Below are 14,997 nucleotides of genomic sequence, written 5' to 3'. Positions count from 1 at the left end.
CTCTATGAAGTTAAAAGGTAGAAACAAAGTAAGTCCAGAATTTAGTATGTCGTCTATGACAGACATCGTGTTCCTGCTATTGGTGTTTTTTATGTTAACATCCAATTCGCCAAATGCACTCGATTTACTATTGCCAAAAGCAAAAGGGAAATCAACGAATACGCAAAACGTATCTGTAAGTATAAAAAAGAATTTAGAAATATATATAGATTCAGATCGTGTAAGAGCGAGCCAAGTAGAGTCGAAATTACAAGCAAAACTGAGAGGTCAAACAGAGCCTACAGTAATATTAAGAGCTGAAGAAGGTGTTCCTATTGAAAAAGCAGTGAATATCATGGATATAGCTAATAGAAACAAATACAAAATTATTCTAGCGGTTCGTCCTCAATAATGAGTTTGCTTGAAACGAGAAACAAAAAGTTTAACATACCATTCGTTTTCATTGTGGGTGTGATATTTTTGTTGGGTTTGGTGTATTTTGCACGATACATTGAAAATTACTCTGAAAAAGTTGAGGTGTCAAAATCTACTAAGGCAAATGAAATTCATGTACGCATCAGTAGATACGAAAAAATATATATTGACGCTAAAAAAGTAGTAAAAGAAGATGTAGCAGAAATTTTGAAATCAAAATCTAATGGAGTAAAAAACGTAACAATACGATATGAATCTCATGATTTGCTTTCAAAAACAACATTAGAAATCTTAGAAATTCTCCAAAAAGGCAATTATGATATTGTTGTGGAAGTTTCTCCAAAATAGAAGATTATGTCATTATTAAACACAGAACACAAACGAAAATCAGCAACGATTACTACGGTATTAATGATTTTTTTATTATTTCTAATGTTTTTCTTTGGGATGCGATATCTAGATCCGCCAGAGGAAAGCGGTATTGCAGTAAACTTCGGAACTACCAATACTGGTAGCGGTAATGTGCAGCCAAAAGCAGCTTTAAAGCCAAAAACGGCTCCAGTAGAACAACCAAAAGAAGTAGAGCCACAGGAAACGGAAGCGCAACCAGAAGAGCAACCAGAAACAACGCCTACAGAAACTGCTTCTGAAGAAGTGGTTACGCAAGATTCTGAAGAGTCAATAGCGATCAAAAAAGCAGAAGAAGCTAAACGTAAAGCTGATGAAGAAGCTAAAAAAGCGAAAGCTGAAGCAGATCGTATTGCAAAAGAAAAAAGAGAAGCAGAAGAAAAATTAAAACAAGAGCAAGCCGAGAAAAGAGCCAAACTAGATGCTATGATGAATGGCGTAAATAATTCCGATGGGACGGAAGATGGAGGCGAAGGTCCGGGTGATGGAGAAGGCGATAAAGGAGATCCAAAAGGAGATCCATATGCGGCGAGCTACTATGGAGCTCCAGGTTCTGGAAATGGCGGCGCTGGAGGTTTTGGATTGAACGGAAGAAGTAAACTCGCAAGCGATAAATTTGTGCAGGAATGTGATAAAGACGGAACTATAGTTGTTGCTATCAAAGTAAATAGAAAAGGACAAGTAACGGATGCTTCATACAATCCTAAAGGATCTACAAGTACAGAACAATGTTTAATAGATGCTGCCATAAAAACAGCTAAAACATACAAATGGAATGCTGACAACAAGGCGCCATCTAAGCAAGTTGGATTTATTGTAGTAAACTTCAAATTAGGTCAATAGTAATTATTCTAAATGACTGATAAGCAAGCAAACGAATGGTTGCAAGAGCAATTTGAATCATCATATCAAAAAAAAGGAGCATCAAATGATGATACAGCTTGGGATTTGATAAAAATCACCAATTTTACAAAACATCTAAAATCACCAGAAAAAGCATTCAAAAGCGTTCATGTGGCCGGAACCAACGGAAAAGGTTCTACGAGTCACATGATAGCTTCTATATTACAAGAAGCAGGTTATAAAGTCGGATTGTATACATCACCACACTTAAAAGATTTCAGAGAGCGTATTCGTGTCAATGGAGAAATGATTTTGAAAGAAAGTGCAATTAAGTTTGTAAAAGAAAACAAATCATACATTGAAACTGAAAAACTGTCTTTCTTTGAAATGACAGCGGCGATGGCATTTGACTATTTTGCAAAGCAGAAAGTAGATATAGCTATTATTGAAGTTGGTTTAGGCGGTAGATTAGACTCTACTAACATCATTACACCAGAAGTAAGTGTAATTACAAACATCGGATTAGATCATGTCAAATTTTTAGGGAATACGCTGCCGAAAATTGCTTCAGAGAAAGCGGGAATCATCAAAAAAAATATTCCTGTAGTCATAGGAGAATATCATAAAGAAACCTTTCCTGTCTTTATTGAAAAAGCAAAAGGGGAAAATGCAGCAATATATCTGGCAGAAAAAACGATTCAAGAAATTTATAAAACTGACTTATTAGGCGATTACCAGCAGAAAAACTACAAATCTGCGGTACAAGCCATTCGTTTACTAAAAGGCTTTCAAATACAAGAAAAACAGATTAAAAACGGATTATTAAACACAGTTCGTAATACAAACTTACAAGGACGATGGCAAATCATTGCAGAGAAACCAAAAACAATATGTGATACGGCTCATAATAAAGAAGGTTTGGAAATAACGATGCGACAACTTCAAAAAGAAAAATTTGAAACTTTACGCTTAGTTTTTGGAGTGGTTAATGATAAAAATTTAGAGGATATCCTTCCATTACTTCCTAAAAAAGCGATCTATTACTTTTGTGCTCCAAAAATAAATCGAAGTTTAGAAGTTTTAGAATTGCAACGAAAAGCTAATGAGTATGGATTGGTTGGTAATGTATACGATTCAGTTTCAGAAGCGTATGGAAATGCAAGAATAAAAGCAGCAAAGCATGATGTTATTTATATAGGAGGTAGTTCATTCGTTGTGGCAGAAATAGTTTAAAATTTTTTAAATTAAATTTTGCTAGATATAAAATGTATTCTATATTTGCATCCGCTATTAGCAATAAGGGCGATTAGCTCAGTTGGTTCAGAGCACCTGCCTTACAAGCAGGGGGTCACTGGTTCGAATCCAGTATCGCCCACAATCTTATTGAAAAATGAACTTCGGGTGATTAGCTCAGCTGGTTCAGAGCACCTGCCTTACAAGCAGGGGGTCACTGGTTCGAATCCAGTATTACCCACAAAAAAAGCTTCTCAAAAGAGAAGCTTTTTTTAGTTTATAATAATTCTAGAATTCGTTCTAATGCCATTCCTCTTGAACCTTTTATTAGTAAGGTGCTATTCTCTATTCTTGGAAAGTTATCTTTTAATGAATCAAAAGTAGAATGTATTTCAACTTTTGAATTTGAATTTATACTTCTTCCAAAATTTTCTCCAACTAAATATATCTTATGAATATTTAAAGAAGCTGCATATTCATTGATGAATTGATGTTCTTCTTTAGCGCTTTCTCCTAATTCAAACATATCGCCTAAAAAAGCAATCTTCAAAGTGTCAGTCAAGCCAGAGAAATTATCTAAGGCGGCTTTCATGCTAGTTGGGTTAGCATTATAAGCATCTAAAATGATCTTGTTGCTATTTTTATGAATTATCTGAGATCTATTGTTAGAAGGAATGTAAGCTTCTATAGCGGCTTTAATATCGCTTAATTCAACATTAAAATATGTTCCAATAGCAATTGCGGCAGCAATGTTAGAAAAATTATAAGAACCGATTAATTGACTTTGAATCTCTGAATTGTCTGCTGAAACTTTTACCATCGGATTAGCGCTTAGTAAGTCGATAGTGATATCGCTTTTAGTATTTGTATTTCCAAAAGTATATGTTTTGCTTTCCTGTGTGCGTTCTACTTGTTTAGAATCGTTTCCGTTTACAAAAATAAATTTATCATTGCTCTTTAGGTGATCGTATAATTCACTTTTTCCTATGATAACACCTTCTATGCCTCCAAAGCCTTCTAAGTGTGCCTTTCCAAAATTTGTAATATATCCATAATCTGGTTCGGCAATAGTGCTTAAGAAAGCTATTTCTTGCTTATGATTAGCGCCCATTTCTACAATTCCTATTTCGGTATTGGAATTCATGGAAAGAAGTGTAAGTGGTACGCCTATATGGTTATTAAGGTTACCTTTTGTGGCTACGGTTTTAAACTTTTTGGCTAATACGGTATTTATTAACTCTTTTGTAGTTGTCTTTCCGTTGCTTCCAGTGAGTCCAATAATAGGAAGATTCAATTGTTTTCTGTGATAATTTGCTAATTTTTGAAGTGTTTCTAATACATCTTTGACAAGAATGGTTTTTTCGGAAATAATATAATCTTCTTCGTCTATGACTGCATAAGTGGCTCCTTTTTCTAAAGCATCTTTTGCATATAAGTTGCCGTTAAAATTTTCACCTTTTAACGCAAAAAATATACAATTAGGAGTAATATTTCTTGAGTCAGTAGAAATGACAGAGTGCTTTTGAAAGATTTGATATAACTCTTGAATCATCTTTTATTGAATTAAAGTTAAAACGAAAAAAAGCCCTGACTTCTCAGGGCTTTCATATTGTGACACATAAAATGTGTTATTAGTTTCTAGGTCTCTTTTTTCCTTGCGCTTTAGAACCTACTCTTGACATTGCACATCTAAATCCAATGTAAGAAGTTGCCATATATTCAGGGAAAGCTCTTCTTTGCGCTGGATCAATCCAGTATGCTCTATCTTTCCATGATCCACCTTTGTAAACTCTTACGTTGTCATCAATTAATGTGGTTCTAGTGTCTGATTTATCATACTTTCTGATCATTCCTAATGAATCAGATCCAACTACGTGCTTTGGTGCGTTGTACATGCGTTTTCCGTCAGATTCTCCACCTTCTTCGTCTTCGTTGAATAAGTCATAAAATCTTGAAGAAGCAACATCACCATCTCGGTAGTTTCTGTTATCTGCTTTGTCGAAGTTAGTTCTTAAATATGTTTCATTCTCGTCAATATCAACCTGAGCTAATTGTCCAGGTAAATTTCTAGCTACAATTCTACCAGTAGCAAGTGTATCATATTTGATAGACTCGTTGTTTACGATTTCAGCTTTTCCTTCTTCGTTAATTTTGTTTTTCATGTAAACATTTCCACGATAGTAGTTAAAGTCACTTGCTTCATCATCTACAATTGGACGATATACATCAGAAACCCATTCTGCAACGTTTCCTGCCATATCATATAATCCAAAGTCATTTGGAGGATATGATTTCACACGAGCAGTAATATCAGCTCCGTCATCAGACCAACCTGCAATTCCACCATAATCTCCTTTAGAGTTCTTAAAGTTTGCTAACTGATCTCCACGTCTTTTTCTGTTTCCACTTCTTGTGAATTCACCTTTCCATGGGTATTTTTTTCTACCACGTACGTTGTTGTACTCTCTTAGTCCATCTAAACCTTTAGCGGCATATTCCCACTCAGCTTCAGTTGGTAAGCGATATTCAGGTAAAATGATTCCAGAAGTACGCTTAGCATAAACATTTGTTTCTTCTGCTTCTTCGCCATCTTCAGCATCTTCACCTTTTTTCTTTTTCTTGTTTGATCTTTCAGCCATTTTACCACGGTAGTCATCAATTCTACCACCATAAGTTTCCTTAGGGTTAGTTAAGTAAGCTTCTGTGCTGAATGTGCTTGAAGCATCAATACTATCAGTTTTTACACCTTTAGCAATGTATCCTTCACGCTCTAAAACAGCTTCGTTAACTCTGTCAGTTCTCCACTGGCAAAATTGAACAGCTTGAATCCAGTTTACTCCAACTACAGGGTATTCAGCATAACCAGGATGTCTTAAATAGTTGGTTGTCATCGTTTCATTAAATCCTAAACGATTTCTCCAAACTAATGTATCTGGTAAAATACCTGTGTAAATGTTTCTGTAATTTGGATCTTCTGGAGGAAATACAGTTTTAGTCCAATATAAGTACTCAGTGTACATTAAATTGGTAACTTCTGTTTCATCCATATAAAAAGATTGCACGTGTTGTTGGTTTGGAGTGTTGTTCCAATCATGCATAGGATCATCCTGTGTTTTTCCCATTGTGAAGGTACCTCCTTCTACAAATACTAATCCAGGAGCTGTTTCCTGATCTTTGTATTTTGTGTTAGCTGCAAATCCACCATCTTTTCCGTCGATACGCCAACCAGTGGCTTTTGAGGTGTTCTTTGATGATGATCTTTTACAACTAAAAAATCCTAATGAAACTACTGCGACAAGTAGCATAATTCTTAATGTTCGCTTTTTCATAGTCAAGACTTGAGTATTGAGAGAAATTTTGGTTTGCAATATAGCAATTAAAGGTAAAATATCAAGATTTATTTCAAAAATTAATATGATGCCTTATCTTCATCACAAATATTAATAGTTTTCATATAACGGACACAGTTGTTATTTATTATTCTTAATTTTGTTTTTTTAAAGAAATAGCAAAAACATTGAATAATATTTCAATGGATTTATCGTTAAAGATGCAATGAAAAATACTCTAACTTTCCTTATTGGACTCCTTTTTATAAGTGCACAGGCGCAAAATAGGCACTTTGATTTAACATGGAGTGACACTCCGAAAGAATTTTTAAAAGAAAATTCAGCAGAGAAATTGCCTGTATTTGATGAAAAATATTTTGTTAATAATGATGATGGTACTATTAGCTTTATTGCACAATGGGACGATGATCGTTATGTGAATAACAGAACAATTAATCTAGAAAATGTAGCATATGCAACTATTTCCAATGAAAAATTGGGCGCAATAAACAAACGAAAGCTGCCAACTTCGATTCAAGCAAAAATATTAAATTCAGGAGCTAGAGGGAAAAATGCACACGTTCTTATTGTTTCTCCACTTATCAATGATAACGGAATCATAAAGAAAGTACTTAGTTTTGATGTGAGCTATAATTTTTTGGCGCGCCGACCAAATTCATTAGCAAAAAACAGTCAAGTCATTACAAGTTCTGTGTTATCTAGTGGAAATTTTTATAAATTTTCAGTGGAAGAATCTGGTATTTATAGACTGAGTGCCGATTTTTTAAATCAATTAGGACTGGATACAGGAACTATTAATCCCAGAAAAATAAAAATTTATGGAAATGGAGGTCGTATGATTCCTCATTTAAATTCCTTAAATCAGTATTTTGATGTTACTGAAAACGCAATCTCTGTAATAGGAGAAGAAGATGGAGCCTTTAATCAAGGAGATTATATCTTATTTTACGCGGAAGGTCCAGAAAAATGGAATGCTGACAGTCAAACACATATCAATGCTTACACAGATAAGACTTATTATTACATAACAGCAGATGGATCTGATGACGGAAAGCGAATTCCCGAAGCTGTACAACCTACAACAGCTCCAGCTGTAACAATCACAGAATATGACGATTATCAATTTCATGAAGTTGATGTTGTAAATATTGTAAAACTAGGAAGAAGATGGTTTGGTGAAGTCTTTAATATTGAATCAGAACAAACATTCGAATTCAGTTTGCCAAACTTAGTTACATCAGAGCCAGTTCGTATTGGAATAAAACCAGCGGCTATTTCTAATGGAATTACTACGATGTCTACATTTATTAATGGACAACCTGCAGAAAATATTAACGGACAATCTGCTTTCAACTTCAGTTTTGCGCAAATAAATGGTTCATCTCTAGCAACACAACATATTGTTTCTGGAGCTTCTCAACAAAGACAAGGTCTAATAGAAGATGAAGTAAATTTAACTTCCGGAGATTTAAACATCACACTTCGTTACGAAAACAACGGAATCGCAGGTTCTATAGCATACTTAGATTATATTTCTGTAGAAGCAAAGCGTATGTTAATGGGAGTTGGAGAACAATTTACATTCAAATATAATGATGCCAGAAATGTCTTAGGAGTTGGAGAATACGTAATCTCTAATGCTGCAGCAATAGAAGAAGTTTGGGATATAACAGATATGTGGAATGCTACCAAAGTAACCAATTCTACAGCGGCAAGTAACTTTTCTTTTAGAGCGCCAATGGGAGAAATTAGAGAATATATCGCATTAGATAATTCTCGCTTTTTAATTCCCACGATTGAACCTAATAGCTTAGTAGTAAATCAAGATTTAAAAGGAAGTATTTTTTCTGGTGGTGATGTAGATTACATTATTATTTCACCAGAAGATTTTGTCTCTCAAGCAGAACGTTTAGCTGATTTACACAGAAATATTTCAGAAATGAACGTAAAAGTAGTTACGTTAAAAAGCATATACAACGAATTCAATACAGGAAATCCTGATATCGGAGCAATTCGTAACTTTTTAAAATATGTATATGACAACGCAACGACTCCTGATAATAGATTGAAATATGTATGCTTCTTTGGAGACGCTTCATATGACTATAAAGACAGAATAGAAGGAAATACAAACATTGTTCCTGTGTATCAAGCCTATGATAGTTTTAACCTAACTAGAGGTTTTATGACAGATGATTTCTACGGAATGATGGATCCTAATGAAGGAACTATGGCAGTCTCTGATCGTTTAGATATTGCTTTGGGACGTATGCTAATTTTAGATGCGAATCAAGCAAAACAAATGGTCGATAAAACCATTACATACTACAGTAAAGAAGCATATGGTAGATGGAGAAATACGGTAACAATTGTTTCTGATGATGCTGAAAATAACTCAGACAAAGACTTAGAAGTAGATTTAGATGCTTTAGGAAATACAATTGCACTCGAAAAACCGTTCATCAATATCTCTAAAATACATTCAGATGCATTTGTACAACAATCATCGGCAGCTGGAGAACGTTACCCTGAAGTAACAGAAGCTATAAAAGATAATATTGCATTAGGTTCATTAGTAGTAAACTATTTTGGTCATGGAGGAGAAGATGGACTTGCAGGAGAACGAATTTTTGAAAAAGTAGATTCACAAGAACTAACAAACGAATGTCGTCTTCCTTTATTTATCACAATTACTTGTGAATACACCCGATTTGATAATCCGCTACGTCAAACAGCAGGAGAATTCATGTTTTGGAACGAAAAAGGAGGAGCAGTTTCATTATTAACAACGACACGTCAAATATTCCAAAATGTAGGTGTAAGTATCAATGAGCTCTTAGCAAGATATTTATTTTCTTACGGTTCTAACGAATATCAACCAGTGTCTGAAGCATTACGTCAAACCAAAAATTTGGTAACAACATCTAACAAAAGAACTGTTTTCTATATTGGAGATCCAGCGTTAAAACTGGCTATTCCTCGTCCAAGAGTAAATCTTACAGCAATCAATGATGTGCCAATTACACAGCCAACGGATACGCTAAAAGCATTAAGTAGAGTGAAAATTTCAGGAAACATTACAGATGAATCAGGAAACTTACTCAACAGTTACAACGGAACGGTATTCTCTAGTATTTATGATAAAAAGATTCAGCGTCAAACTTTAGCAAATGACTTTCCATTTGTGTTAGATTTTGAAACTTTAGGAGAAATTATCTTTAGAGGAAAGGCAGAAGTAGTAGAAGGAAACTTCGAATTTGAGTTTGTAGTACCGCGTGATATTACCATTCCAGTAGGAAACGGACGTATAAGCTTCTATGCAGAAAAAGGAGATGTACTCGAAGATCATACAGGGTTTAGTGAAAACCTAAAAGTAGGTGAGCTCAATGAAGATGCACCCATAGATAACGACGCACCAGTTGTAAACTTATTTCTAAATGATGAAAGTTTTGTTTCGGGAGGAATTACCAATGAATCTCCGTTCTTACTAGCAAAACTATCTGATGCAAATGGAATCAACACTGCAAGTGGAATTGGACATGATATTGTAGCTATTCTTGATGGAGATGAAGTCAATCCATTTGTATTAAATGACTATTACGAAACAGAATTAAACGATTACACAAGAGGAATTGTGAAATTTCCATTGCGTGATTTAGAAGAAGGTACACATACCTTATCATTAAAAGCATGGGATGTGTACAACAACTCATCTACAACAGAAATACAATTCACGGTATTCAATGAAAACAACTCATTGACTATTACTAATGTGTTAAATTATCCAAACCCTTTTGTTAGCTACACGGAATTTTGGTTCAATCACAATAGTTCTAGTGAACTTGATATTATGGTACAAATTTTTACAGTTTCAGGGAAAGTAGTACGTACGCTTGTCGGAAAAACTAACGCTGGAGCATCAAGTAAAGACTTTAGTTCACTGTCAAGAGATATTGTATGGGACGGTAAAGACGATTTTGGAGATAAACTCGCAAAAGGAGTCTACGTATATAAGATTACGGTAAAATCTCCGTTAACTAATCAGAAAGTTGAAAAATTTGAAAAACTTGTAATACTATAAATAAAAACTATATTTGTTAAAATTTAACTGAATGAAGAAGATATTTTTATCCATATTGTGTTTAATTCCATTAGGGATGTTAGCACAAACTACGGTAGTAAATCCAAATGATACAAGAGTAATTACCACAGGAGTTCCTTTCCTTTTAATTACACCAGACGCAAGAGCTGCTGGTATGGGAGAACTAGGAGTTGCTACATCACCAGATACATATTCACAGCAGTGGAATCCTGCAAAATATGCATTTGCAAACGAGCAAATAGGAGTAGGAATCAGTTACACACCATACTTAAGTGATTTAGTAAATGATATATTTCTAGGAAACCTAACGTTCTACAACAGAATCAGCGAAAGAAGTGCTTGGGCTGCAAGTATTAAATACTTTAGTTTAGGTGAAATTGAAATTATTACACAGCAACAAGCAGACATAGGAAACTTTACACCATTAATTGAAAGACCAAACGAATTGGCAATTGATGCATCGTATGCGTTACGTTTAAGTGATCAATTCTCAATGTCGGTAACAGGTCGTTTCTTGCGTTCTGATCTAAAACTACAATCACAGCCAGATACAGAAGCAAATGCAGCAAGTACATTTGCAGTTGATATTGCAGGTTACTATCAATCAGAAGAAGTTGCATACGACAGCTTTAATGGACGTTGGAGAGCGGGATTCAATATCTCTAACTTAGGACCTAAATTAAAATATGACGACCTTGGACAAGAAAACTTCTTGCCGACACAATTAAAATTAGGTGGTGGATTTGACTTTATCTTTGATGAATACAGTAAACTTGCTGTAAGTGTGGAAGTAAACAAATTATTAGTGCCAACACCTCCGAAACTCGGATTCGTAGATACTAATGGTGATGGAAACCAAGATACAGACGATTTATCTACACCAGATGTAAATGAAAATGAACCAACAATTATTGTTGCTGGTCAAGATGATGATGTAAGTTTCGTTTCAGGAATTTTCCAATCATTTGGAGATGCACCAGATGGTTTCAGTGAAGAATTAAAAGAATTTACATGGGCACTTGGAGCTGAATACTGGTATCAAGATTCATTTGCGTTACGTGCAGGATATTTCAATGAAAGTGAAATAAAAGGAGCAAGAAAGTTTTTTACACTTGGAGCTGGATTTAAATACAGCGCTGTAAAAATTGATGTATCTTATTTATTCTCTGCATCACAAGTAAGAAACCCATTAGAAAACACATTACGTTTCTCTTTAACATTCAACTTAGGAGACACATACGACGAATTATAAAATTCATCACACAAAAAATAATACAAAAACCTTTCAAATTACTTGAAAGGTTTTTTGTTTTTAGACAAACAGACAAACAGACAAACAGACAAACAGACAAATAAACGAATCCACGAAAAACAAACTAACAACCAACAATTCAACAAGTAATAAAAAGAACGTCAAAAACCAATATCCCAAAACCTAATACCAGAATTCAAGGCAATTCCATAAATAATCACTATATTTCTAGGCTGATTTGATCTGAATGGATCAACACATGATAAAGAAAATAAATTTCACATGCAGGAAATAAAAATTACAACGACACTTACGTGTTATGACCATATAGAGGAACTTCCTCAGAACATTCAAGAATTAATGCAGCATGCTATTGAAGCGCGAAAAAAAGCATATGCACCATATTCTAAATTTAAAGTAGGTGCAGCGTTATTCCTTGAAAACGGAGAAGTAGTAACAGGAAGTAATCAGGAAAATGCAGCCTATCCGTCAGGATTATGTGCAGAACGCGTAGCTATCTTTCATGCAGGTGCGCAATATCCAAATGTCAACATACAGCAAATTGCCATCACGGCAACTTCGGACAATCACATCAATAAAACACCAATTCCACCATGTGGTGCATGTAGGCAATCGATTGCAGAATATGAAATGCGTCAAGAGGAAGCGATTGAAATTTACTTTATGGGAGCAGAAGGAAAAATTATGAAATCTAACTCGCTTAAAGATTTATTGCCGTTGGTTTTTGATAAATCATACCTATAAAGAACCTTTTCGGTAAAAATCCATATCTTCATTAGGGAAAAGACGAAGCTTGGATTTCCACCATTTCGAAATTCCAATGTCGTTAGTGTAAATTACCATTCCATTTTGCTGATAACTAATACTATCAATATCTCCATTTGATTGGTAATAAAAAATCAACGTAATATTTCTTTCGTCATCATAATAAAATTTGATATTCTTTGAATAATCTATTTTTTCACTTACCTCATATTCTCCATGACCAATAATACGTTGTTGTTGATCTAAAACTTTAATTTCTTTTGTCATTAAAGTATCCTTTGTGTAATGTCTGAAGATTTGAAATATTCCTTTTTTTACTTCGTATGCTTTAACAATAGTATAATTTTCTGTGCCAATTAATTGTTGTTGCGCATTTTCCTCTAACTCATCTTTAGCTAAAAAATAAGTTGTATTAATTAATTTTCCCTCTTCATAATGCTCAATTTTTCTAGGAAACCCTTCCGTTGTGTATGTGTACTTATCATACTTTCTGACTAAATGAAGAGATTCTTTAGTGATTTTTGTTCCAATTTGCGACCTGTATTGTGCTTGATCATGTGATCGTTCTTGTAAACTTGCGAGATAAGAGGAAGATGGTTTTAATGTCGCATCTTTAAAATAACTAATATCTTCAAAAGGAAAATAAGCACGCTTTAATCTGTCAAAATCCTTCAAAGGAAAACTGATCAAACGATGAGGAACATCCAGTACGGAAGGTTCGCATACATGATATTTTTCATTCAGATAATCACAAAAAAGAACCAACTCACCTTTTACATTATAGTAAAATTTATAAAAAGCAATATCATCGTTTTCACCATAGGAGAAAGAATTAAATTCATCATTTTTATTTAATCTACTTTTCTTTTGAAAAGCAATGGCTTTTCCATCAGCTAACACATATATTTCATTTCTAATAATGCTTTTTCCATAATATTCTTTTTCTTGAATTTCGTAATTAGTGTACGTATCAATAGAGGTGAAAATTGCACCAGAAGTTCCTGAAACTATTCTTGAGCCATTCCCTGTTTTTGTACTAGAAAAAAAGTCAATCTGTTGCTTAATTGAATCTATCTTTGAGCTATTCAAATTAAAATACTCTGATTGTATATTTTTAACTCGATTATTTTTTATGCTCTTACGAAGTAAAATATCATCATGATATCCTAATTCAAAATAACTAGACTTTATTTTTTTGACTTGATCGGCAGTTAAAGGAAATCCTAATATAGTTTGAAATTCGATTCTATTTTCTTTTGGGGAAGAACAACTAATTGTAGAAAAAAATATAAGTATTACACTTAAAAATAATGTAAAAAATGAATTGTGAAATAATCCCATTTTGAGTTCTAATATTGATAAAAAACTAAAAATACTACAAAAAGTGACACTAACGTAGTGCTTTCATGTACAAAACATTTTTTCGATAACGTTTTCGAAAGAATAAATCGTGTTAAATCATAGATAATTTACCGCTACATTTTTCCACTTCTTATTAAAATAGTATTTTTGTTATTCGTTTATTTAGAAAACAAACAACGAAAAGCTATAAACCTTTAAATGGATTTGTTATTATCTAAAAAATAGCAAAGCCAACCAATTTGAAATAAATGGAAAAGATCACTAAAGAAGTATACCTCAAATGGTATGAGGATATGTTATTTTGGAGAAAATTTGAAGACAAACTAGCTGCTGTGTACATTCAGCAAAAAGTGCGTGGATTTCTTCACTTATACAATGGTCAAGAAGCTGTATTGGCAGGATCATTACATGCAATGGATTTATCAAAAGATAAAATGATCACTGCGTATAGAAACCATGTTCAGCCAATTGGAATGGGAGTTGATCCTAAAAAAGTAATGGCAGAATTATATGGAAAAGCAACTGGAACCTCGCAAGGACTTGGAGGATCAATGCATATATTTGCTCCAGAAAACGGATTCTATGGTGGACATGGAATTGTTGGAGGGCAAATTCCTCTAGGAGCTGGATTAGCTTTTGCAGATAAATATTTCAAAAGAAATGCAGTAACCTTATGTTACATGGGAGATGGAGCCGTACGCCAAGGATCATTGCACGAGACATTCAATATGGCAATGAATTGGAAGCTTCCAGTAGTATTCATCTGTGAAAACAACGGATATGCGATGGGAACTTCTGTAGAAAGAACTGCAAATCATACAGATATTTGGAAACTAGGACAAGGATATCAAATGCCTTGCGGACCTGTAGACGGAATGAATCCAATAAAAGTAGCTGAAGCAGTAAGTGAAGCTGTAGAAAGAGCAAGACGCGGTGACGGACCAACATTTTTAGAAATGAAAACCTATCGTTACAGAGGTCACTCTATGTCAGATGCACAACACTACAGAACAAAAGATGAAGTAGAAGAGTACAAAAAAATAGATCCAATAACACAAGTGAAAGACATCTTATTGGAGAAAAAATACGCTACCGAAGATGAAATTGCAACAATGGATAAGCGTGTAAAGGACTTGGTGAAAGAATGCGAAAAATTTGCAGAAGAATCTCCATATCCAGAAAAAAGCCTCATGTACGACGCAGTATACGAACAAGAAGATTATCCATTTTTACCTCATAAACTATAA

11 protein-coding genes and 2 tRNA genes are annotated in these 14,997 nt (G+C 34.1%); 10 read left to right on the top strand and 3 right to left on the bottom strand.

What is annotated here, in order from left to right; all coding sequences use genetic code 11:
• The first annotated feature begins 4 nt into the window (after nucleotides 1-4).
• From ACOQOS_RS09910 to ACOQOS_RS09885, 6 genes are all read left to right on the top strand, one after another.
• Nucleotides 5-391: an ExbD/TolR family protein gene (locus tag ACOQOS_RS09910; protein WP_420574809.1), complete on the top strand. Its 387-nt coding sequence runs from the start codon at nucleotides 5-7 to the stop codon at nucleotides 389-391.
• A 125-nt stretch (nucleotides 392-516) separates the two neighbouring features.
• Entirely contained in the window at nucleotides 517-762 is a 246-nt protein-coding gene (locus tag ACOQOS_RS09905; protein WP_420574808.1) for a hypothetical protein, read from the top strand.
• A gap of 6 nt (nucleotides 763-768) precedes the next feature.
• A complete protein-coding gene (locus ACOQOS_RS09900; protein ID WP_420574807.1) occupies nucleotides 769-1,665 on the top strand; it encodes an energy transducer TonB in 897 nt (298 codons plus the stop codon).
• 12 nt (nucleotides 1,666-1,677) lie between these two features.
• Nucleotides 1,678-2,898, top strand: coding sequence for a bifunctional folylpolyglutamate synthase/dihydrofolate synthase (locus ACOQOS_RS09895; protein WP_420574806.1), 1,221 nt, complete (start codon nucleotides 1,678-1,680; stop codon nucleotides 2,896-2,898).
• A gap of 67 nt (nucleotides 2,899-2,965) precedes the next feature.
• Nucleotides 2,966-3,040, top strand: a tRNA-Val gene (locus ACOQOS_RS09890).
• Between the two features lie 24 nt (nucleotides 3,041-3,064).
• Nucleotides 3,065-3,139, top strand: a tRNA-Val gene (locus ACOQOS_RS09885).
• A 36-nt stretch (nucleotides 3,140-3,175) separates the two neighbouring features.
• Here ACOQOS_RS09885 and ACOQOS_RS09880 read toward each other — a convergent pair.
• Both ACOQOS_RS09880 and gldJ read right to left on the bottom strand, forming a co-directional pair.
• A complete protein-coding gene (locus tag ACOQOS_RS09880) occupies nucleotides 3,176-4,450 on the bottom strand; it encodes a UDP-N-acetylmuramoyl-tripeptide--D-alanyl-D-alanine ligase (RefSeq protein ID WP_420574805.1) in 1,275 nt (424 codons plus the stop codon).
• A gap of 79 nt (nucleotides 4,451-4,529) precedes the next feature.
• The gene (gene gldJ, locus ACOQOS_RS09875; RefSeq protein WP_420574804.1) at nucleotides 4,530-6,227 is read right to left on the bottom strand and encodes a gliding motility lipoprotein GldJ; all 1,698 of its coding nucleotides are present in this window, start codon (nucleotides 6,225-6,227) and stop codon (nucleotides 4,530-4,532) included.
• A 226-nt stretch (nucleotides 6,228-6,453) separates the two neighbouring features.
• Between gldJ and porU the strand changes: the two genes are divergently transcribed.
• The 3 genes from porU to cdd all read left to right on the top strand — a co-directional run bounded on the left by porU (nucleotide 6,454) and on the right by cdd (nucleotide 12,367).
• Nucleotides 6,454-10,329, top strand: coding sequence for a type IX secretion system sortase PorU (gene porU, locus ACOQOS_RS09870; RefSeq protein ID WP_420574803.1), 3,876 nt, complete (start codon nucleotides 6,454-6,456; stop codon nucleotides 10,327-10,329).
• Nucleotides 10,330-10,360: 31 nt separating this feature from the next.
• Nucleotides 10,361-11,602 (top strand): type IX secretion system outer membrane channel protein PorV, encoded by a 1,242-nt coding sequence (gene porV, locus ACOQOS_RS09865; RefSeq protein ID WP_420574802.1) that lies wholly within the window; start codon nucleotides 10,361-10,363, stop codon nucleotides 11,600-11,602.
• Nucleotides 11,603-11,884: 282 nt separating this feature from the next.
• Nucleotides 11,885-12,367 carry a cytidine deaminase gene (cdd, locus tag ACOQOS_RS09860; protein ID WP_420574801.1) on the top strand — a complete coding sequence of 161 codons (483 nt, stop codon included), beginning with the start codon at nucleotides 11,885-11,887 and terminating at the stop codon, nucleotides 12,365-12,367.
• Here the strand turns inward: cdd and ACOQOS_RS09855 are convergent.
• Nucleotides 12,362-13,729, bottom strand: coding sequence for a hypothetical protein (locus ACOQOS_RS09855; RefSeq protein ID WP_420574800.1), 1,368 nt, complete (start codon nucleotides 13,727-13,729; stop codon nucleotides 12,362-12,364). The two genes, cdd and ACOQOS_RS09855, sit on opposite strands and share 6 nt — an antisense overlap.
• Before the next feature lie 269 nt (nucleotides 13,730-13,998).
• On the opposite strand from ACOQOS_RS09855, the gene pdhA reads away from it, so the two are divergent.
• Nucleotides 13,999-14,997, top strand: a complete 999-nt coding sequence (pdhA, locus tag ACOQOS_RS09850) for a pyruvate dehydrogenase (acetyl-transferring) E1 component subunit alpha (protein WP_420574799.1) — start codon at nucleotides 13,999-14,001, stop codon at nucleotides 14,995-14,997.

It is taken from the genome of Kordia sp., assembly GCF_965224175.1.
GTDB lineage: Bacteria > Bacteroidota > Bacteroidia > Flavobacteriales > Flavobacteriaceae > Kordia.
Note: the sequence above shows the minus strand (reverse complement) of the source record. Positions and strands in the feature narration are given on the sequence as shown.